Origin of the sequence: Pluralibacter gergoviae ATCC 33028 = NBRC 105706 (genome assembly GCF_001598855.1) — a bacterium.
In the GTDB taxonomy this organism is placed as follows: domain Bacteria; phylum Pseudomonadota; class Gammaproteobacteria; order Enterobacterales; family Enterobacteriaceae; genus Pluralibacter; species Pluralibacter gergoviae.
Genome location: NZ_BCZS01000042.1, coordinates 16,941 through 35,171, shown reverse-complemented (window position 1 = coordinate 35,171; position 18,231 = coordinate 16,941). Strand labels below are relative to the sequence as shown.

Annotated in this window: 22 protein-coding genes and 2 pseudogenes; 12 read left to right on the top strand and 12 right to left on the bottom strand. The window is 60.5% G+C overall.

Annotated features, from left to right (window positions below):
* Positions 1–202: 202 nt before the first annotated feature.
* Positions 203–1,216 (bottom strand): class 1 integron integrase IntI1, encoded by a 1,014-nt coding sequence (gene intI1, locus ENGE1_RS23860; RefSeq protein ID WP_000845054.1) that lies wholly within the window; start codon positions 1,214–1,216, stop codon positions 203–205.
* Between the two features lie 170 nt (positions 1,217–1,386).
* Here intI1 and aac(3)-Ia point away from each other — a divergent pair, with 170 nt between their 5' ends.
* From aac(3)-Ia to ENGE1_RS23825, 8 genes are all read left to right on the top strand, one after another.
* On the top strand, positions 1,387–1,851 hold the full coding sequence (aac(3)-Ia, locus tag ENGE1_RS23855) for an aminoglycoside N-acetyltransferase AAC(3)-Ia (protein ID WP_022542381.1): 465 nt from the start codon (positions 1,387–1,389) through the stop codon (positions 1,849–1,851).
* A gap of 117 nt (positions 1,852–1,968) precedes the next feature.
* The gene (locus ENGE1_RS27445; protein WP_032492246.1) at positions 1,969–2,214 is read left to right on the top strand and encodes a DUF1010 domain-containing protein; all 246 of its coding nucleotides are present in this window, start codon (positions 1,969–1,971) and stop codon (positions 2,212–2,214) included.
* A gap of 5 nt (positions 2,215–2,219) precedes the next feature.
* Entirely contained in the window at positions 2,220–3,011 is a 792-nt protein-coding gene (locus tag ENGE1_RS23850) for an ANT(3'')-Ia family aminoglycoside nucleotidyltransferase AadA2 (protein WP_001261740.1), read from the top strand.
* Positions 3,012–3,272: 261 nt separating this feature from the next.
* Positions 3,273–4,532, top strand: a complete 1,260-nt coding sequence (locus tag ENGE1_RS23845; RefSeq protein WP_000095725.1) for a chloramphenicol efflux MFS transporter CmlA1 — start codon at positions 3,273–3,275, stop codon at positions 4,530–4,532.
* 191 nt (positions 4,533–4,723) lie between these two features.
* A complete protein-coding gene (locus tag ENGE1_RS23840) occupies positions 4,724–5,071 on the top strand; it encodes a quaternary ammonium compound efflux SMR transporter QacE delta 1 (RefSeq protein ID WP_000679427.1) in 348 nt (115 codons plus the stop codon).
* Entirely contained in the window at positions 5,065–5,904 is an 840-nt protein-coding gene (gene sul1, locus ENGE1_RS23835) for a sulfonamide-resistant dihydropteroate synthase Sul1 (protein WP_000259031.1), read from the top strand. The genes ENGE1_RS23840 and sul1 overlap by 7 nt, the downstream gene beginning before the upstream one ends.
* A gap of 127 nt (positions 5,905–6,031) precedes the next feature.
* Positions 6,032–6,532, top strand: coding sequence for a GNAT family N-acetyltransferase (locus ENGE1_RS23830; protein ID WP_000376623.1), 501 nt, complete (start codon positions 6,032–6,034; stop codon positions 6,530–6,532).
* A gap of 357 nt (positions 6,533–6,889) precedes the next feature.
* Entirely contained in the window at positions 6,890–7,654 is a 765-nt protein-coding gene (locus ENGE1_RS23825) for an IS6-like element IS6100 family transposase (protein ID WP_001389365.1), read from the top strand.
* A 139-nt stretch (positions 7,655–7,793) separates the two neighbouring features.
* On the opposite strand, the pseudogene ENGE1_RS29590 reads toward ENGE1_RS23825, so the two are convergent.
* From ENGE1_RS29590 to merT, 8 genes and pseudogenes are all read right to left on the bottom strand, one after another.
* Positions 7,794–7,859 (bottom strand): annotated as a pseudogene (locus ENGE1_RS29590) (EAL domain-containing protein); the annotation flags it as partial.
* A 32-nt stretch (positions 7,860–7,891) separates the two neighbouring features.
* Entirely contained in the window at positions 7,892–8,104 is a 213-nt protein-coding gene (locus ENGE1_RS27415; RefSeq protein ID WP_000993245.1) for a DUF3330 domain-containing protein, read from the bottom strand.
* Positions 8,105–8,169: 65 nt separating this feature from the next.
* Positions 8,170–8,406 (bottom strand): broad-spectrum mercury transporter MerE, encoded by a 237-nt coding sequence (gene merE / locus ENGE1_RS23820; protein ID WP_001087807.1) that lies wholly within the window; start codon positions 8,404–8,406, stop codon positions 8,170–8,172.
* Positions 8,403–8,768 carry a mercury resistance co-regulator MerD gene (gene merD, locus ENGE1_RS23815; protein ID WP_001277466.1) on the bottom strand — a complete coding sequence of 122 codons (366 nt, stop codon included), beginning with the start codon at positions 8,766–8,768 and terminating at the stop codon, positions 8,403–8,405. The genes merE and merD overlap by 4 nt, the downstream gene beginning before the upstream one ends.
* Before the next feature lie 17 nt (positions 8,769–8,785).
* Positions 8,786–10,471, bottom strand: a complete 1,686-nt coding sequence (merA, locus tag ENGE1_RS23810) for a mercury(II) reductase (protein ID WP_000209296.1) — start codon at positions 10,469–10,471, stop codon at positions 8,786–8,788.
* Positions 10,472–10,509: 38 nt separating this feature from the next.
* Positions 10,510–10,935, bottom strand: coding sequence for an organomercurial transporter MerC (gene merC / locus ENGE1_RS23805; RefSeq protein WP_000522996.1), 426 nt, complete (start codon positions 10,933–10,935; stop codon positions 10,510–10,512).
* A 27-nt stretch (positions 10,936–10,962) separates the two neighbouring features.
* Positions 10,963–11,238, bottom strand: a complete 276-nt coding sequence (gene merP / locus ENGE1_RS23800) for a mercury resistance system periplasmic binding protein MerP (protein WP_000732275.1) — start codon at positions 11,236–11,238, stop codon at positions 10,963–10,965.
* A 15-nt stretch (positions 11,239–11,253) separates the two neighbouring features.
* Positions 11,254–11,619, bottom strand: coding sequence for a mercuric ion transporter MerT (gene merT, locus ENGE1_RS23795; protein ID WP_001294656.1), 366 nt, complete (start codon positions 11,617–11,619; stop codon positions 11,254–11,256).
* A gap of 71 nt (positions 11,620–11,690) precedes the next feature.
* Here merT and merR point away from each other — a divergent pair, with 71 nt between their 5' ends.
* A complete protein-coding gene (gene merR / locus ENGE1_RS23790; protein WP_001166628.1) occupies positions 11,691–12,146 on the top strand; it encodes an Hg(II)-responsive transcriptional regulator in 456 nt (151 codons plus the stop codon).
* A gap of 411 nt (positions 12,147–12,557) precedes the next feature.
* Here merR and tetR(A) read toward each other — a convergent pair whose 3' ends face one another.
* Complete coding sequence (gene tetR(A) / locus ENGE1_RS23780; protein WP_000164043.1) at positions 12,558–13,208, bottom strand: tetracycline resistance transcriptional repressor TetR(A); 651 nt, start codon at positions 13,206–13,208, stop codon at positions 12,558–12,560.
* 105 nt (positions 13,209–13,313) lie between these two features.
* Here tetR(A) and tet(A) point away from each other — a divergent pair, with 105 nt between their 5' ends.
* Positions 13,314–14,513 carry a tetracycline efflux MFS transporter Tet(A) gene (tet(A), locus tag ENGE1_RS23775; RefSeq protein WP_000804064.1) on the top strand — a complete coding sequence of 400 codons (1,200 nt, stop codon included), beginning with the start codon at positions 13,314–13,316 and terminating at the stop codon, positions 14,511–14,513.
* 31 nt (positions 14,514–14,544) lie between these two features.
* On the opposite strand, the gene ENGE1_RS23770 is transcribed toward tet(A), so the two are convergent.
* Both ENGE1_RS23770 and ENGE1_RS27405 read right to left on the bottom strand, forming a co-directional pair.
* The gene (locus ENGE1_RS23770) at positions 14,545–15,429 is read right to left on the bottom strand and encodes a DMT family transporter (RefSeq protein WP_000058717.1); all 885 of its coding nucleotides are present in this window, start codon (positions 15,427–15,429) and stop codon (positions 14,545–14,547) included.
* A 137-nt stretch (positions 15,430–15,566) separates the two neighbouring features.
* Complete coding sequence (locus ENGE1_RS27405) at positions 15,567–15,959, bottom strand: cysteine hydrolase family protein (RefSeq protein ID WP_001351729.1); 393 nt, start codon at positions 15,957–15,959, stop codon at positions 15,567–15,569.
* A gap of 3 nt (positions 15,960–15,962) precedes the next feature.
* Between ENGE1_RS27405 and ENGE1_RS23765 the strand changes: the two are divergent.
* Positions 15,963–17,714 (top strand): annotated as a pseudogene (locus tag ENGE1_RS23765) (Tn3-like element TnAs1 family transposase); the annotation flags it as partial.
* A 60-nt stretch (positions 17,715–17,774) separates the two neighbouring features.
* The gene (locus tag ENGE1_RS23760) at positions 17,775–18,212 is read left to right on the top strand and encodes a DUF4113 domain-containing protein (protein WP_202393366.1); all 438 of its coding nucleotides are present in this window, start codon (positions 17,775–17,777) and stop codon (positions 18,210–18,212) included.
* Positions 18,213–18,231: the final 19 nt, after the last annotated feature.

Below are 18,231 nucleotides of genomic sequence, written 5' to 3'. Positions count from 1 at the left end.
TGTCGTTTTCAGAAGACGGCTGCACTGAACGTCAGAAGCCGACTGCACTATAGCAGCGGAGGGGTTGGATCCATCAGGCAACGACGGGCTGCTGCCGGCCATCAGCGGACGCAGGGAGGACTTTCCGCAACCGGCCGTTCGATGCGGCACCGATGGCCTTCGCGCAGGGGTAGTGAATCCGCCAGGATTGACTTGCGCTGCCCTACCTCTCACTAGTGAGGGGCGGCAGCGCATCAAGCGGTGAGCGCACTCCGGCACCGCCAACTTTCAGCACATGCGTGTAAATCATCGTCGTAGAGACGTCGGAATGGCCGAGCAGATCCTGCACGGTTCGAATGTCGTAACCGCTGCGGAGCAAGGCCGTCGCGAACGAGTGGCGGAGGGTGTGCGGTGTGGCGGGCTTCGTGATGCCTGCTTGTTCTACGGCACGTTTGAAGGCGCGCTGAAAGGTCTGGTCATACATGTGATGGCGACGCACGACACCGCTCCGTGGATCGGTCGAATGCGTGTGCTGCGCAAAAACCCAGAACCACGGCCAGGAATGCCCGGCGCGCGGATACTTCCGCTCAAGGGCGTCGGGAAGCGCAACGCCGCTGCGGCCCTCGGCCTGGTCCTTCAGCCACCATGCCCGTGCACGCGACAGCTGCTCGCGCAGGCTGGGTGCCAAGCTCTCGGGTAACATCAAGGCCCGATCCTTGGAGCCCTTGCCCTCCCGCACGATGATCGTGCCGTGATCGAAATCCAGATCCTTGACCCGCAGTTGCAAACCCTCACTGATCCGCATGCCCGTTCCATACAGAAGCTGGGCGAACAAACGATGCTCGCCTTCCAGAAAACCGAGGATGCGAACCACTTCATCCGGGGTCAGCACCACCGGCAAGCGCCGCGACGGCCGAGGTCTTCCGATCTCCTGAAGCCAGGGCAGATCCGTGCACAGCACCTTGCCGTAGAAGAACAGCAAGGCCGCCAATGCCTGACGATGCGTGGAGACCGAAACCTTGCGCTCGTTCGCCAGCCAGGACAGAAATGCCTCGACTTCGCTGCTGCCCAAGGTTGCCGGGTGACGCACACCGTGGAAACGGATGAAGGCACGAACCCAGTTGACATAAGCCTGTTCGGTTCGTAAACTGTAATGCAAGTAGCGTATGCGCTCACGCAACTGGTCCAGAACCTTGACCGAACGCAGCGGTGGTAACGGCGCAGTGGCGGTTTTCATGGCTTGTTATGACTGTTTTTTTGTACAGTCTATGCCTCGGGCATCCAAGCAGCAAGCGCGTTACGCCGTGGGTCGATGTTTGATGTTATGGAGCAGCAACGATGTTACGCAGCAGCAACGATGTTACGCAGCAGGGCAGTCGCCCTAAAACAAAGTTAGGTGGCTCAAGTATGGGCATCATTCGCACATGTAGGCTCGGCCCTGACCAAGTCAAATCCATGCGGGCTGCTCTTGATCTTTTCGGTCGTGAGTTCGGAGACGTAGCCACCTACTCCCAACATCAGCCGGACTCCGATTACCTCGGGAACTTGCTCCGTAGTAAGACATTCATCGCGCTTGCTGCCTTCGACCAAGAAGCGGTTGTTGGCGCTCTCGCGGCTTACGTTCTGCCCAAGTTTGAGCAGCCGCGTAGTGAGATCTATATCTATGATCTCGCAGTCTCCGGCGAGCACCGGAGGCAGGGCATTGCCACCGCGCTCATCAATCTCCTCAAGCATGAGGCCAACGCGCTTGGTGCTTATGTGATCTACGTGCAAGCAGATTACGGTGACGATCCCGCAGTGGCTCTCTATACAAAGTTGGGCATACGGGAAGAAGTGATGCACTTTGATATCGACCCAAGTACCGCCACCTAACAATTCGTTCAAGCCGAGATCGGCTTCCCGGCCGCGGAGTTGTTCGGTAAATTGTCACAACGCCGCGGCCGCAAAGCGCTCCGGCTTAACTCAGGCGTTAGTCCCATCACCCGCTTTATGCGCGCAGCCACTTATTTCAGCGCTCCGCCCTGTTCCAAAGGCTTTCTAGCCTTTTGGGCCTCCAGCGCTTGTGCAGCAAGCGCCACCAGCTATCCTTCTTGCAGCGCTGCGCCGCTTTCGTGGTCCAGCGGTTTTTCTTGGGCTGCGCCCTTCTTCAAGGCCGGGCGCTCCCTTTTGGCCTTCGGGTCTAACTCTGCGGTCAAGCGGACCCGCATTCTGCGGGCCGCTTACCTTGGCCGTTAGACATCATGAGGGTAGCGGTGACCATCGAAATTTCGAACCAACTATCAGAGGTGCTAAGCGTCATTGAGCGCCATCTGGAATCAACGTTGCTGGCCGTGCATTTGTACGGCTCCGCAGTGGATGGCGGCCTGAAGCCATACAGCGATATTGATTTGTTGGTTACTGTGGCCGTAAAGCTTGATGAAACGACGCGGCGAGCATTGCTCAATGACCTTATGGAGGCTTCGGCTTTCCCTGGCGAGAGCGAGACGCTCCGCGCTATAGAAGTCACCCTTGTCGTGCATGACGACATCATCCCGTGGCGTTATCCGGCTAAGCGCGAGCTGCAATTTGGAGAATGGCAGCGCAATGACATTCTTGCGGGTATCTTCGAGCCAGCCATGATCGACATTGATCTAGCTATCCTGCTTACAAAAGCAAGAGAACATAGCGTTGCCTTGGTAGGTCCGGCAGCGGAGGAATTCTTTGACCCGGTTCCTGAACAGGATCTATTCGAGGCGCTGAGGGAAACCTTGAAGCTATGGAACTCGCAGCCCGACTGGGCCGGCGATGAGCGAAATGTAGTGCTTACGTTGTCCCGCATTTGGTACAGCGCAATAACCGGCAAAATCGCGCCGAAGGATGTCGCTGCCGACTGGGCAATAAAACGCCTACCTGCCCAGTATCAGCCCGTCTTACTTGAAGCTAAGCAAGCTTATCTGGGACAAAAAGAAGATCACTTGGCCTCACGCGCAGATCACTTGGAAGAATTTATTCGCTTTGTGAAAGGCGAGATCATCAAGTCAGTTGGTAAATGATGTCTAACAATTCGTTCAAGCCGACCGCGCTACGCGCGGCGGCTTAACTCCGGCGTTGGGCGCACAATAAGGCTCCTTGCAGAGTTGCTTGAAAGTTGTTACGATTCAAATTCAATCATGAGATAGTCAGCAGATGAGCACTTCCAAGAACGCAGACAAGTAAGCCGCAGCAACCTTCATTTTTCGGTTGTTGCGGCGTTCTCATGAATCCTTTTGCTCTACGGGAGCGCCGCCAAATCCTTTGTTCAAGGAGATGGTTTCGTGAGCTCAAAAAACTTTAGTTGGCGGTACTCCCTTGCCGCCACGGTGTTGTTGTTATCACCGTTCGATTTATTGGCATCACTCGGCATGGACATGTACTTGCCAGCAGTGCCGTTTATGCCAAACGCGCTTGGTACGACAGCGAGCACAATTCAGCTTACGCTGACAACGTACTTGGTCATGATTGGTGCCGGTCAGCTCTTGTTTGGACCGCTATCGGACCGACTGGGGCGCCGCCCCGTTCTACTGGGAGGTGGCCTCGCCTACGTTGTGGCGTCAATGGGCCTCGCTCTTACGTCATCGGCTGAAGTCTTTCTGGGGCTTCGGATTCTTCAGGCTTGTGGTGCCTCGGCGTGCCTTGTTTCCACATTTGCAACAGTACGTGACATTTACGCAGGTCGCGAGGAAAGTAATGTCATTTACGGCATACTCGGATCCATGCTGGCCATGGTCCCGGCGGTAGGCCCATTGCTCGGAGCGCTCGTCGACATGTGGCTTGGGTGGCGGGCTATCTTTGCGTTTCTAGGTTTGGGCATGATCGCTGCATCTGCAGCAGCGTGGCGATTCTGGCCTGAAACCCGGGTGCAACGAGTTGCGGGCTTGCAATGGTCGCAGCTGCTACTCCCCGTTAAGTGCCTGAACTTCTGGTTGTACACGTTGTGTTACGCCGCTGGAATGGGTAGCTTCTTCGTCTTTTTCTCCATTGCGCCCGGACTAATGATGGGCAGGCAAGGTGTGTCTCAGCTTGGCTTCAGCCTGCTGTTCGCCACAGTGGCAATTGCCATGGTGTTTACGGCTCGTTTTATGGGGCGTGTGATACCCAAGTGGGGCAGCCCAAGTGTCTTGCGAATGGGAATGGGATGCCTGATAGCTGGAGCAGTATTGCTTGCCATCACCGAAATATGGGCTTTGCAGTCCGTGTTAGGCTTTATTGCTCCAATGTGGCTAGTGGGTATTGGTGTCGCCACAGCGGTATCTGTGGCGCCCAATGGCGCTCTTCGAGGATTCGACCATGTTGCTGGAACGGTCACGGCAGTCTACTTCTGCTTGGGCGGTGTACTGCTAGGAAGCATCGGAACGTTGATCATTTCGCTGTTGCCGCGCAACACGGCTTGGCCGGTTGTCGTGTACTGTTTGACCCTTGCAACAGTCGTGCTCGGTCTGTCTTGTGTTTCCCGAGTGAAGGGCTCTCGCGGCCAGGGGGAGCATGATGTGGTCGCGCTACAAAGTGCGGAAAGTACATCAAATCCCAATCGTTGAGAGAATGTGGCAAGCTATCGCCCAACAAATCGCTGCAGCCGACCCAAAACCGCTACGCGGTTTCGGTCGGCTGAGCTCAGGCGTTAGATGCACTAAGCACATAATTGCTCACAGCCAAACTATCAGGTCAAGTCTGCTTTTATTATTTTTAAGCGTGCATAATAAGCCCTACACAAATTGGGAGATATATCATGAAAGGCTGGCTTTTTCTTGTTATCGCAATAGTTGGCGAAGTAATCGCAACATCCGCATTAAAATCTAGCGAGGGCTTTACTAAGCTTGCCCCTTCCGCCGTTGTCATAATCGGTTATGGCATCGCATTTTATTTTCTTTCTCTGGTTCTGAAATCCATCCCTGTCGGTGTTGCTTATGCAGTCTGGTCGGGACTCGGCGTCGTCATAATTACAGCCATTGCCTGGTTGCTTCATGGGCAAAAGCTTGATGCGTGGGGCTTTGTAGGTATGGGGCTCATAATTGCTGCCTTTTTGCTCGCCCGATCCCCATCGTGGAAGTCGCTGCGGAGGCCGACGCCATGGTGACGGTGTTCGGCATTCTGAATCTCACCGAGGACTCCTTCTTCGATGAGAGCCGGCGGCTAGACCCCGCCGGCGCTGTCACCGCGGCGATCGAAATGCTGCGAGTCGGATCAGACGTCGTGGATGTCGGACCGGCCGCCAGCCATCCGGACGCGAGGCCTGTATCGCCGGCCGATGAGATCAGACGTATTGCGCCGCTCTTAGACGCCCTGTCCGATCAGATGCACCGTGTTTCAATCGACAGCTTCCAACCGGAAACCCAGCGCTATGCGCTCAAGCGCGGCGTGGGCTACCTGAACGATATCCAAGGATTTCCTGACCCTGCGCTCTATCCCGATATTGCTGAGGCGGACTGCAGGCTGGTGGTTATGCACTCAGCGCAGCGGGATGGCATCGCCACCCGCACCGGTCACCTTCGACCCGAAGACGCGCTCGACGAGATTGTGCGGTTCTTCGAGGCGCGGGTTTCCGCCTTGCGACGGAGCGGGGTCGCTGCCGACCGGCTCATCCTCGATCCGGGGATGGGATTTTTCTTGAGCCCCGCACCGGAAACATCGCTGCACGTGCTGTCGAACCTTCAAAAGCTGAAGTCGGCGTTGGGGCTTCCGCTATTGGTCTCGGTGTCGCGGAAATCCTTCTTGGGCGCCACCGTTGGCCTTCCTGTAAAGGATCTGGGTCCAGCGAGCCTTGCGGCGGAACTTCACGCGATCGGCAATGGCGCTGACTACGTCCGCACCCACGCGCCTGGAGATCTGCGAAGCGCAATCACCTTCTCGGAAACCCTCGCGAAATTTCGCAGTCGCGACGCCAGAGACCGAGGGTTAGATCATGCCTAGCATTCACCTTCCGGCCGCCCGCTAGCGGACCCTGGTCAGGTTCCGCGAAGGTGGGCGCAGACATGCTGGGCTCGTCAGGATCAAACTGCACTATGAGGCGGCGGTTCATACCGCGCCAGGGGAGCGAATGGACAGCGAGGAGCCTCCGAACGTTCGGGTCGCCTGCTCGGGTGATATCGACGAGGTTGTGCGGCTGATGCACGACGCTGCGGCGTGGATGTCCGCCAAGGGAACGCCCGCCTGGGACGTCGCGCGGATCGACCGGACATTCGCGGAGACCTTCGTCCTGAGATCCGAGCTCCTAGTCGCGAGTTGCAGCGACGGCATCGTCGGCTGTTGCACCTTGTCGGCCGAGGATCCCGAGTTCTGGCCCGACGCCCTCAAGGGGGAGGCCGCATATCTGCACAAGCTCGCGGTGCGACGGACACATGCGGGCCGGGGTGTCAGCTCCGCGCTGATCGAGGCTTGCCGCCATGCCGCGCGAACGCAGGGGTGCGCCAAGCTGCGGCTCGACTGCCACCCGAACCTGCGTGGCCTATACGAGCGGCTCGGATTCACCCACGTCGACACTTTCAATCCCGGCTGGGATCCAACCTTCATCGCAGAACGCCTAGAACTCGAAATCTAACGTCCGTTCGGGCATCGAGGTCCATGTCGGGGTGGGACGGGCCCGTGGCTTCAAGATCACTTGCAGTCCGACCGCGATGTCTTGGTTGCGCGAGAGGTTGTCGATATCCTCCACTTCCATCATCAACCCTGGATAATGCCGCCGCCGTCATCGCCGCCGACGCCCGTGCCGGGCTTTTCGGGCCTGTCAGGCTTGCTCGGCCTTCAGCCTGCCTGGGCGAGATCTCCGGCGGACGGATTAACGGCGGAGCTTCGCCGCCTTTCGTGCGTGTGAAGGCCGAAGATAGTTCTCTCAAAGGCTCTGTTGCAAAAATCGTGAAGCTTGAGCATGCTTGGCGGAGATTGGACGGACGGAACGATGACGGATTTCAAGTGGCGCCATTTCCAGGGTGATGTGATCCTGTGGGCGGTGCGCTGGTATTGTCGCTATCCGATCAGCTATCGCGACCTTGAGGAAATGCTGGCGGAACGCGGCATTTCGGTCGACCATACGACGATCTATCGCTGGGTCCAGTGCTACGCCCCGGAGATGGAGAAGCGGCTGCGCTGGTTCTGGCGGCGTGGCTTTGATCCGAGCTGGCGCCTGGATGAAACCTACGTCAAGGTGCGGGGCAAGTGGACCTACCTGTACCGGGCAGTCGACAAGCGGGGCGACACGATCGATTTCTACCTGTCGCCGACCCGCAGCGCCAAGGCAGCGAAGCGGTTCCTGGGCAAGGCCCTGCGAGGCCTGAAGCACTGGGAAAAGCCTGCCACGCTCAATACCGACAAAGCGCCGAGCTATGGTGCAGCGATCACCGAATTGAAGCGCGAAGGAAAGCTGGACCGGGAGACGGCCCACCGGCAGGTGAAGTATCTCAATAACGTGATCGAGGCCGATCACGGAAAGCTCAAGATACTGATCAAGCCGGTGCGCGGTTTCAAATCGATCCCCACGGCCTATGCCACGATCAAGGGATTCGAAGTCATGCGAGCCCTGCGCAAAGGACAGGCTCGCCCCTGGTGCCTGCAGCCCGGCATCAGGGGCGAGGTGCGCCTTGTGGAGAGAGCTTTTGGCATTGGGCCCTCGGCGCTGACGGAGGCCATGGGCATGCTCAACCACCATTTCGCAGCAGCCGCCTGATCGGCGCAGAGCGACAGCCTACCTCTGACTGCCGCCAATCTTTGCAACAGAGCCTCCGTCGCCATGCTCACCTCGCTTTGGTGCACACGAGTATTGAGCATAGTCGAGATTGGTGCAGATCACTTCTGATATTGAACTGTCAGGAGCTGGCTGCACAACAGCCATTACGCCCAATCAACTGGTGCAGTCGTCTTCTGAAAATGACACATGGCATCTGACATCAAGTTAGGGTATGCCTCAATCTGACGGCTGCGAACCGCCAGGGACAGGCGCAATGTCAGATTCTGTCGCGGCCTTGGCGCGTGCCTGGAAGCGTTCATAGCAATCCAGCCCGCAGAAATGTTCGACGTATTCCGCGCCTTCCGGGGTGAAGGCGGCATCGAGCGGAATTTCTTTGCAGCATACGCAGCAGGTGGTGCAACTGGCAGTGTTCGGGGCGTTTGCGTTCATGGTGGTACTCCTCCAGATTGGTAGCGAAGCTCAAAGCTGCCCACTCTCGGCTGGCTGGGAAGCGGTCATGATCTTCCCTTGAAGGCCCGCAGCAGCCGCGTCACAGACAGGACAAACAAGCCGGTCAGCGTGAGGGCTGCAATACCCCAGTGCTCCCCGATGAACGCGCCGGCCGTCGTGCCGGCTAGCACAATGGCGAGAATCGGCAAATGGCAGGGACAGGTGAGCACGGCCAGCGCGCCCCACAAGTAGCCGGTGATCGGTTTGTGCGTCTCAGACGGCAAGTGCTCTGGGCTGTTCATGGCAGACTCTCCGCGTGCTGTGCCGGTTCGGTTGGCATGGCGGCCAGTTGCATTTCGAGGCTGGCCAGGGCCTCGCGCCGACGCTCGACGAGTTGCCGCAACACGGCAAGCTGCGCAGACGCACCGTCACCGTCCGCAGCATCCAGCGCCCGGCACAGCCGCGCCAGTGCGTCCAGGCCGATACCCGCTTCGAAGGCAGCCCGTACAAAGCGCAGCCGTTGCAACGCGGTGTCATCGAACAAGCCGTAGCCGCCCGTGGTGTACGCGACCGGCCGTAGCAATCCGCGCAGCAGGTAGTCGCGCACGATATGCACGCTCACCCCGGCATCAAGGGCCAGCCGGGACACTGTGTAGGCGCTCATTGAACACCTCCTTTTCCTCATCCGGCGCAGCACGAAAGCTGCTTCACGTCCTTGCTGAAGGTCTGCGCCGCGAGCTTCAGCCCTTCGACCATGGTCAGGTAGGGGAACAATTGGTCGGCCAGTTCCTGCACGGTCATACGGTTGCGAATGGCGAGCACCGCCGTCTGGATCAGTTCACCCGCTTCCGGGGCCACCGCTTGCACGCCGATGAGCCGTCCGCTACCTTCCTCGATGACCAGCTTGATGAAGCCGCGTGTGTCGAAGTTGGCAAGCGCACGCGGCACGTTATCCAGTGTTAGCAGGCGACTGTCGGTCTCGATCCCGTCGTGATGTGCTTCCGCCTCGCTGTAGCCCACGGTGGCGACCTGCGGGTCGGTGAACACCACGGCCGGCATTGCGGTCAGGTCCAGGGCCGCATCGCCGCCAGTCATGTTGATCGCCGCACGAGTGCCGGCCGCTGCCGCCACATAGACGAACTGCGGCTGGTCGGTGCAGTCGCCGGCCGCGTAGATGTTCGGGCTACTGGTGCGCATGCCCTTGTCGATGACGATGGCCCCCTGCGCATTGACGGCTACCCCCGCCGCTTCCAATGCCAGGCTGCGCGTGTTCGGTGTCCGGCCGGTGGCGACCAGCAGCTTGTCGGCGCGCAATTCACCGTGCGTGGTGGTCAGCACGAATTCACCGTCCATATGGGCGACCTGGCTGGCTTGCGTGTGCTCCAGCACCTCGATGCCCTCGGCACGGAAAGCGGCTGTCACCGCCTCGCCGATGGCCGGGTCTTCACGGAAGAACAAGGTATTGCGCGCCAGGGCCGTGACCTTGCTGCCCAGCCGGGCAAAGGCTTGCGCCAGCTCCAGCGCCACCACCGACGAGCCGATTACGGCAAGGCGTTCGGGAATGGTGTCGCTCGCCAGGGCCTCGGTGGAAGTCCAGTAGGGTGACTCTTTCAAGCCCGGAATCGGCGGGACCGCCGGGCTGGCACCCGTGGCGACCAGGCAGCGGTCGAACATCACGACGCGCTCGCCACCCTCGTTCAAACTAACGATAAGGCTCTGGTCGTCCTTGAAACGCGCTTCACCGTGCAGAACGGTGATGGCTGAATTGCCGTCCAGGATGCCTTCGTACTTGGCATGACGGAGTTCTTCGACACGGGCCTGCTGCTGGGCCAGCAGCCGCTCGCGCAAGATCGTCGGCGGTGTGGGTGGCATGCCGCCGTCGAATGGGCTTTCCCGGCGCAGATGGGCGATGTGGGCGGCGCGGATCATGATCTTGGACGGCACACAACCGACGTTGACGCAGGTGCCGCCGATGGTGCCGCGCTCAATCAGCGTGACCTGCGCGCCTTGCTCGACGGCCTTCAGTGCTGCCGCCATCGCGGCTCCACCGCTACCAATGACGACGACCTGCAACGGGCGTTCGTTGCCACTGGGCTTATCAGCGGCCCCTATCCAGCCGCGCATCTTGTCGAGCAGGCCGGCGCGGTTGTCCGTCGGTGGCGCATCGGCAAGCGTTGCCTCGTAGCCCAGTCCGGCCACGGCGGTAGTCAGCGCATCCGATGACGTGCCCGCCTCAATGGCGAGTTGCGCTGTGCCCTTCGGATAGGACACCAGCGCCGATTGCACGCCGGGCACTTTCTCCAAGGCTTCCTTGACGTGAGCCGCGCACGAGTCGCAGGTCATCCCGGTGATTTTCAGGGTGGTCATGTATTTTTCCTTTTCTGTGGTGGCTACGGCTGTTGCCGTCAGCCACGTTGTTCTGGCAATTCACAGCTGTCCGGCCCGCAGCGGCGATGTGCTGGCGAGATGAAATCCCAGACCGACACCCCAACCATCAAGGCCAGGCCGACATAGAGCAGTCCACCGCTCTGCCAGCCGTAAGCCCGCATTAAAAACACCGCTGCCAGCACCAAGATCGGGCCTATCGTGCCGAGCGCCGTGCGTCGCCACTGTCGATGATTGAGCCAAGCGATAGCATTGGCGAGTAACGCGATGCCGGCGAACATCGGCAGCAGGATGCCAATGAATAGCCCCTCGTACTGGCTCAAGAAGCCCAGTCCGATGGCCGCGCCAAAGCTGGCGATGGCAGGAAAACAGGCGGCGCAGCCCATCGCGGAAACGACGCTGCCGAGCGCGCCGGTTTTGCCAGCGATGCGCGTGATGAGTCCCATGTGTCGCTCCCGAGTTCGGTTAACGGATCAGCGTTTGAGGCTGGACGGATAGCCCGCGTCCTCGGTCGCCTTGGTCAACTTCTGGACGTTGGTCTTGGCATCGTCGAAGGTGACGACGGCCTGGCGCTTGTCGAAACTTACGTCGGTCTTGCTCACGCCCTCAACCTTGGAAAGCGCGTGCTTGACAGTGATCGGGCAAGAGGCGCAGGTCATGCCAGGCACGGACAGCGTGACGGTCTGGGTGGCGGCCCACACGGGGGCAACAACGGCAGCGAGGGCGAGGGCGGCAAACAGTTTTTTCATGATGAACTCCTGTGATTAATAGAAAAATGGCATGACGTAGGGAAATCCGAGCGAGACCAGGACCAGCGCGGCCACGATCCAGAAAATGAGCTTGTAAGTAGCTCGCACTTGGGGAATCGCGCAGACCTCACCCGGTTTGCAGGCTTGCGCCGGGCGGTAGATGCGCCGCCAGGCGAAAAACAGCGCGACCAGCGCTGCGCCGATGAAGATCGGGCGATAGGGTTCCAGCACCGTCAGGTTGCCGATCCATGCCCCGCTGAACCCCAAGGCGATCAAAACCAGCGGCCCCAGGCAGCAGGCCGACGCAAGAATGGCGGCCAGCCCACCGGCGAAGAGCGCGCCGCGCCCGTTTTGTGGTTCAGACTTTTGTGGTTCAGACATACGCTTGTCCTTTCAAATTTGGTTTGGATAGCTTAAGCTTACTTCCGTAGTTATGTACGGAGTCAAGCGATATGCAAATTAATTTTGAGAATCTGACCATTGGCGTTTTTGCCAAGGCGGCCGGGGTCAATGTGGAGACCATCCGGTTCTACCAGCGCAAGGGCCTGCTGCCGGAGCCAGACAAGCCCTATGGCAGCATTCGCCGCTATGGCGAGGCGGATGTAACACGAGTGCGGTTCGTGAAATCGGCCCAGCGGCTGGGCTTTAGCCTGGACGAAATCGCCGAGCTACTGCGGCTGGAGGATGGCACCCATTGCGAGGAAGCCAGCGGCCTGGCCGAGCACAAGCTCAAGGATGTGCGCGAGAAGATGGCCGACTTGGCACGCATGGAGGCCGTGCTGTCTGAACTGGTGTGCGCCTGCCATGCGCGGAAAGGGAACGTTTCCTGCCCGCTGATTGCGTCACTGCAAGACGGAACGAAGCTCGCTGCATCGGCGCGGGGGAGTCACGGGGTGACTACGCCTTAGCGTGCTTTATTTTCCGAATTCTGAGACGACCCCTGGAAGACGGGAAGTTTCGGCCCTTACGGATGCCCGGAAAACCTTAGCGTACGATTTTTTCCGAATTCTGCGGGCTCCCCTATCTCATCTGCGCAAGGCAGAACGTGAAGACGGCCGCCCTGGACCTCGCCCGCGAGCGCCAGGCGCACGAGGCCGGCGCGCGGACCCGCGCCACGGCCCACGAGCGGACGCCGCAGCAGGAGCGCCAGAAGGCCGCCAGAGAGGCCGAGCGCGGCCGTGAGGCTTGGACGCTAGGGCAGGGCATGAAAAAGCCCGTAGCGGGCTGCTACGGGCGTCTGACGCGGTGGAAAGGGGGAGGGGATGTTGTCTACATGGCTCTGCTGTAGTGAGTGGGTTGCGCTCCGGCAGCGGTCCTGATCAATCGTCACCCTTTCTCGGTCCTTCAACGTTCCTGACAACGAGCCTCCTTTTCGCCAATCCATCGACAATCACCGCGAGTCCCTGCTCGAACGCTGCGTCCGGACCGGCTTCGTCGAAGGCGTCTATCGCGGCCCGCAACAGCGGCGAGAGCGGAGCCTGTTCAACGGTGCCGCCGCGCTCGCCGGCATCGCTGTCGCCGGCCTGCTCCTCAAGCACGGCCCCAACAGTGAAGTAGCTGATTGTCATCAGCGCATTGACGGCGTCCCCGGCCGAAAAACCCGCCTCGCAGAGGAAGCGAAGCTGCGCGTCGGCCGTTTCCATCTGCGGTGCGCCCGGTCGCGTGCCGGCATGGATGCGCGCGCCATCGCGGTAGGCGAGCAGCGCCTGCCTGAAGCTGCGGGCATTCCCGATCAGAAATGAGCGCCAGTCGTCGTCGGCTCTCGGCACCGAATGCGTATGATTCTCCGCCAGCATGGCTTCGGCCAGTGCGTCGAGCAGCGCCCGCTTGTTCCTGAAGTGCCAGTAAAGCGCCGGCTGCTGAACCCCCAACCGTTCCGCCAGTTTGCGTGTCGTCAGACCGTCTACGCCGACCTCGTTCAACAGGTCCAGGGCGGCACGGATCACTGTATTCGGCTGCAACTTTGTCATGCTTGACACTTTATCACTGATAAACATAATATGTCCACCAACTTATCAGTGATAAAGAATCCGCGCGTTCAATCGGACCAGCGGAGGCTGGTCCGGAGGCCAGACGTGAAACCCAACAGACCCCTGATCGTAATTCTGAGCACTGTCGCGCTCGACGCTGTCGGCATCGGCCTGATTATGCCGGTGCTGCCGGGCCTCCTGCGCGATCTGGTTCACTCGAACGACGTCACCGCCCACTATGGCATTCTGCTGGCGCTGTATGCGTTGATGCAATTTGCCTGCGCACCTGTGCTGGGCGCGCTGTCGGATCGTTTCGGGCGGCGGCCGGTCTTGCTCGTCTCGCTGGCCGGCGCTGCTGTCGACTACGCCATCATGGCGACGGCGCCTTTCCTTTGGGTTCTCTATATCGGGCGGATCGTGGCCGGCATCACCGGGGCGACTGGGGCGGTAGCCGGCGCTTATATTGCCGATATCACTGATGGCGATGAGCGCGCGCGGCACTTCGGCTTCATGAGCGCCTGTTTCGGGTTCGGGATGGTCGCGGGACCTGTGCTCGGTGGGCTGATGGGCGGTTTCTCCCCCCACGCTCCGTTCTTCGCCGCGGCAGCCTTGAACGGCCTCAATTTCCTGACGGGCTGTTTCCTTTTGCCGGAGTCGCACAAAGGCGAACGCCGGCCGTTACGCCGGGAGGCTCTCAACCCGCTCGCTTCGTTCCGGTGGGCCCGGGGCATGACCGTCGTCGCCGCCCTGATGGCGGTCTTCTTCATCATGCAACTTGTCGGACAGGTGCCGGCCGCGCTTTGGGTCATTTTCGGCGAGGATCGCTTTCACTGGGACGCGACCACGATCGGCATTTCGCTTGCCGCATTTGGCATTCTGCATTCACTCGCCCAGGCAATGATCACCGGCCCTGTAGCCGCCCGGCTCGGCGAAAGGCGGGCACTCATGCTCGGAATGATTGCCGACGGCACAGGCTACATCCTGCTTGCCTTCGCGACACGGGGATGGATGGCGTTCCCGATCATGGTCCTGCTTGCTTCGGGTGGCATCGGAATGCCGGCGCTGCAAGCAATGTTGTCCAGGCAGGTGGATGAGGAACGTCAGGGGCAGCTGCAAGGCTCACTGGCGGCGCTCACCAGCCTGACCTCGATCGTCGGACCCCTCCTCTTCACGGCGATCTATGCGGCTTCTATAACAACGTGGAACGGGTGGGCATGGATTGCAGGCGCTGCCCTCTACTTGCTCTGCCTGCCGGCGCTGCGTCGCGGGCTTTGGAGCGGCGCAGGGCAACGAGCCGATCGCTGATCGTGGAAACGATAGGCCTATGCCATGCGGGTCAAGGCGACTTCCGGCAAGCTATACGCGCCCTAGGAGTGCGGTTGGAACGTTGGCCCAGCCAGATACTCCCGATCACGAGCAGGACGCCGATGATTTGAAGCGCACTCAGCGTCTGATCCAAGAACAACCATCCTAGCAACACGGCGGTCCCCGGGCTGAGAAAGCCCAGTAAGGAAACAACTGTAGGTTCGAGTCGCGAGATCCCCCGGAACCAAAGGAAGTAGGTTAAACCCGCTCCGATCAGGCCGAGCCACGCCAGGCCGAGAACATTGGTTCCTGTAGGCATCGGGATTGGCGGATCAAACACTAAAGCTACTGGAACGAGCAGAAGTCCTCCGGCCGCCAGTTGCCAGGCGGTAAAGGTGAGCAGAGGCACGGGAGGTTGCCACTTGCGGGTCAGCACGGTTCCGAACGCCATGGAAACCGCCCCCGCCAGGCCCGCTGCGACGCCGACAGGATCTAGCGCTGCGTTTGGTGTCAACACCAACAGCGCCACGCCCGCAGTTCCGCAAATAGCCCCCAGGACCGCCATCAATCGTATCGGGCTACCTAGCAGAGCGGCAGAGATGAACACGACCATCAGCGGCTGCACAGCGCCTACCGTCGCCGCGACCCCGCCCGGCAGGCGGTAGACCGAAATAAACAACAAGCTCCAGAATAGCGAAATATTAAGTGCGCCGAGGATGAAGATGCGCATCCACCAGATTCCCGTTGGAATCTGTCGGACGATCATCACGAGCAATAAACCCGCCGGCAACGCCCGCAGCATCGCGACCGTCATCGGTGAGAAGTTCGGCAGGTATTGGGTGGTGACAATGTAGGTGCTGCCCCAAATGGCAGGTGCTATCGCTGTGAACAATAAATCGGGCGTGCGTAATGACATGCGATTACAAGACCTCCGCTACGGCGATGGGTTTTTGAGAGTTGCAGGCGCCGCGATGACCGCACCCTGACTTGGACTGGCCCTGCCTCGCACCAATCCACCTGCGGCTATGGCCGCGATCATGCGAGGCCCGAAAATTACACGACCTGTACACGTCCGCCGAACCCGGAACGCAACAGAGCTTCGTGGGCATCCCGATCCGGGTCGTAGCAGCAGTCCTGGACCAAACGCACGTCGTAGTCCGCATCACTAGCCCAGGCGACGCTTGAAAGAACAACGCCGGTGGTGCTTATCCCGGCCATGACAAGCGTGCTTACGCCGCGCGTCCGAAGGTCGGCGTCGAGCGCCGTGCCATAAAAGACGCTGGCTCGCGGACATGCATAGAAAAGGTCGCCCCGTTCGATCGCAAGCCCTTCGACGGGCAGACCGGTGCGAAATCGTCCGCTCGGGAGATACGGTGAGATTTGGCGATTCGTCGCCGGCGGCGCATGTTCATACTCTTCGCCGAGCGAAAAGTTGGGGAACAGCACGGGCCGGCCGCGCAAGGCGTGCTGGCAGCCGTGCAGACCCTGCGTGAGATGAACGCCGACAACCTGCGCAAGGTGCCGGCCGATGCACCCACGGCCTTCATCAAGCCGCGCTGGAAGCCGCTGGTGATCACCCCGGAAGGCCTCGACCGGAAATTCTACGAAATCTGCGCCCTGTCCGAGCTGAAGAACGCCCTGCGCTCCGGCGACATCTGGGTCAAGGGCTCGCGGCAGTTCCGCGACTTCGACGACTACCTGCTGCCGGCCGAGAAGTTCGCCGCACTCAAGCGCGAGCAGGCCCTGCCCCTGGCGATCAACCCGAACAGCGACCAGTACCTGGAAGAGCGTTTGCAGCTGCTGGACGAGCAGTTGGCCACCGTCACCTGCCTGGCCAAGGACAACGAGCTGCCCGATGCCATCCTCACCGAGTCAGGGCTGAAAATCACCCCGCTGGATGCGGCGGTGCCGGATCGGGCGCAGGCGCTGATCGACCAAACCAGCCAGTTACTGCCGCGCATCAAGATCACCGAACTGCTGATGGACGTGGACGACTGGACGGGCTTCAGCCGCCACTTCACCCACTTGAAGGACGGGGCCGAGGCCAAAGACAGGACGTTGCTGCTGTCCGCAATCCTCGGTGATGCGATCAACCTCGGGCTGACCAAGATGGCCGAGTCGAGCCCCGGCCTGACCTACGCCAAGCTGTCCTGGCTGCAAGCCTGGCACATCCGCGACGAAACCTATTCGGCGGCCTTGGCCGAGCTGGTCAACCACCAGTATCGCCACGCCTTTGCCGCCCACTGGGGCGACGGCACGACCTCATCCTCCGATGGCCAGCGCTTCCGCGCGGGTGGCCGGGGCGAGAGCACCGGGCACGTCAACCCGAAGTACGGTAGCGAGCCGGGACGGCTGTTCTATACCCATATCTCCGACCAGTACGCGCCGTTCAGCACCCGCGTGGTGAATGTCGGCGTCCGCGATTCCACCTATGTGCTCGACGGCCTGCTGTACCACGAGTCCGACCTGCGGATCGAGGAGCACTACACCGACACGGCCGGCTTCACCGATCACGTCTTTGCCCTGATGCACCTGCTAGGCTTCCGCTTCGCGCCGCGCATCCGCGACCTCGGCGAAACCAAGCTGTACGTGCCGCAGGGCGTGCAAGCCTACCCGACGTTGCGCCCGCTGATCGGCGGCACCCTGAACATCAAGCACGTGCGTGCCCACTGGGACGACATCCTGCGCCTGGCCAGCTCGATCAAGCAGGGCACCGTCACCGCCTCGCTGATGCTGCGCAAGCTCGGCAGCTACCCGCGCCAGAACGGACTGGCCGTGGCCCTGCGCGAGCTGGGCCGGATCGAGCGCACGCTGTTCATCCTGGACTGGCTGCAAAGTGTTGAACTGCGCCGCCGCGTGCATGCCGGCCTGAACAAAGGTGAGGCGCGCAACTCGCTGGCCAGGGCGGTGTTCTTCAACCGCCTTGGGGAAATCAGGGATCGGAGCTTCGAGCAGCAGCGCTACCGGGCCAGCGGCCTCAACCTGGTGACGGCGGCTATCGTGCTGTGGAACACGGTGTACCTGGAACGCGCCACCCAGGGGTTGGTCGAGGCCGGCAAGCCGGTGGACGGCGAGCTGCTGCAATTCCTGTCGCCGCTGGGCTGGGAGCACATCAACCTAACCGGCGATTACGTCTGGCGGCAGAGCCGCAGACTGGAAGACGGGAAGTTTCGGCCCTTACGGATGCCCGGAAAACCTTAGCGTACGATTTTTTCCGAATTCTGCGGGCTCCCCAAATATGCCACACGGGCAGGGGAAAAGTTGCGCCAGGAAAACCGCCTGGCGAAGGTGGTAACGGTCTTTATCCGCAGCAGTGCTTATGACGCCGGCGGTGTGCCCTACAGTAACCAGGCTACGGAAGTGCTTCCCGTGCCAAGCCAGGATACCCGCGACATCATCGCCGCGGCGCAGCTGGGGCTGTCGCGTATCTGGCGTGAGGGCGTGCGGTATGCAAAAGCCGGCGTGATGCTCAGCGATCTGCAGGGATATGAAACCCAGCTGGATCTGTTTTCGCCGGCTGCAGTGCGGCCGGGCAGCGAAAAACTGATGGCCACCATCGACAAAATAAACAGGGAAGGAAGGTCAAGGATCTTCTTCGCCGGAGAAGGTATTGATCCGGAATATGCCATGCGCCGTGAAATGTTGTCCCCGGCCTACACCACGCAGTGGAAGGATATTCCCGCGGCGTTTATGCGATAACAGCGATGTGCAGGCCAGT

Excerpts from the sequence above, each read along its gene's own strand:
- ENGE1_RS23770 (WP_000058717.1), bottom strand. The coding sequence starts at position 15,429 with ATGTCATTACGCACGCCCGATTTATTGTTCACAGCGATAGCACCTGCC.
- merC (WP_000522996.1), bottom strand. The coding sequence starts at position 10,935 with ATGGGACTCATCACGCGCATCGCTGGCAAAACCGGCGCGCTCGGCAGC.
- ENGE1_RS27445 (WP_032492246.1), top strand. The coding sequence starts at position 1,969 with ATGCGCGCAGCCACTTATTTCAGCGCTCCGCCCTGTTCCAAAGGCTTT.
- merT (WP_001294656.1), bottom strand. The coding sequence starts at position 11,619 with ATGTCTGAACCACAAAAGTCTGAACCACAAAACGGGCGCGGCGCGCTC.
- merA (WP_000209296.1), bottom strand. The coding sequence starts at position 10,471 with ATGACCACCCTGAAAATCACCGGGATGACCTGCGACTCGTGCGCGGCT.
- merP (WP_000732275.1), bottom strand. The coding sequence starts at position 11,238 with ATGAAAAAACTGTTTGCCGCCCTCGCCCTCGCTGCCGTTGTTGCCCCC.
- ENGE1_RS23840 (WP_000679427.1), top strand. The coding sequence starts at position 4,724 with ATGAAAGGCTGGCTTTTTCTTGTTATCGCAATAGTTGGCGAAGTAATC.
- intI1 (WP_000845054.1), bottom strand. The coding sequence starts at position 1,216 with ATGAAAACCGCCACTGCGCCGTTACCACCGCTGCGTTCGGTCAAGGTT.
- merE (WP_001087807.1), bottom strand. The coding sequence starts at position 8,406 with ATGAACAGCCCAGAGCACTTGCCGTCTGAGACGCACAAACCGATCACC.
- ENGE1_RS27415 (WP_000993245.1), bottom strand. The coding sequence starts at position 8,104 with ATGAACGCAAACGCCCCGAACACTGCCAGTTGCACCACCTGCTGCGTA.
- ENGE1_RS23825 (WP_001389365.1), top strand. The coding sequence starts at position 6,890 with ATGACGGATTTCAAGTGGCGCCATTTCCAGGGTGATGTGATCCTGTGG.
- merD (WP_001277466.1), bottom strand. The coding sequence starts at position 8,768 with ATGAGCGCCTACACAGTGTCCCGGCTGGCCCTTGATGCCGGGGTGAGC.
- ENGE1_RS23850 (WP_001261740.1), top strand. The coding sequence starts at position 2,220 with ATGAGGGTAGCGGTGACCATCGAAATTTCGAACCAACTATCAGAGGTG.
- merR (WP_001166628.1), top strand. The coding sequence starts at position 11,691 with ATGCAAATTAATTTTGAGAATCTGACCATTGGCGTTTTTGCCAAGGCG.
- ENGE1_RS23830 (WP_000376623.1), top strand. The coding sequence starts at position 6,032 with ATGGACAGCGAGGAGCCTCCGAACGTTCGGGTCGCCTGCTCGGGTGAT.
- sul1 (WP_000259031.1), top strand. The coding sequence starts at position 5,065 with ATGGTGACGGTGTTCGGCATTCTGAATCTCACCGAGGACTCCTTCTTC.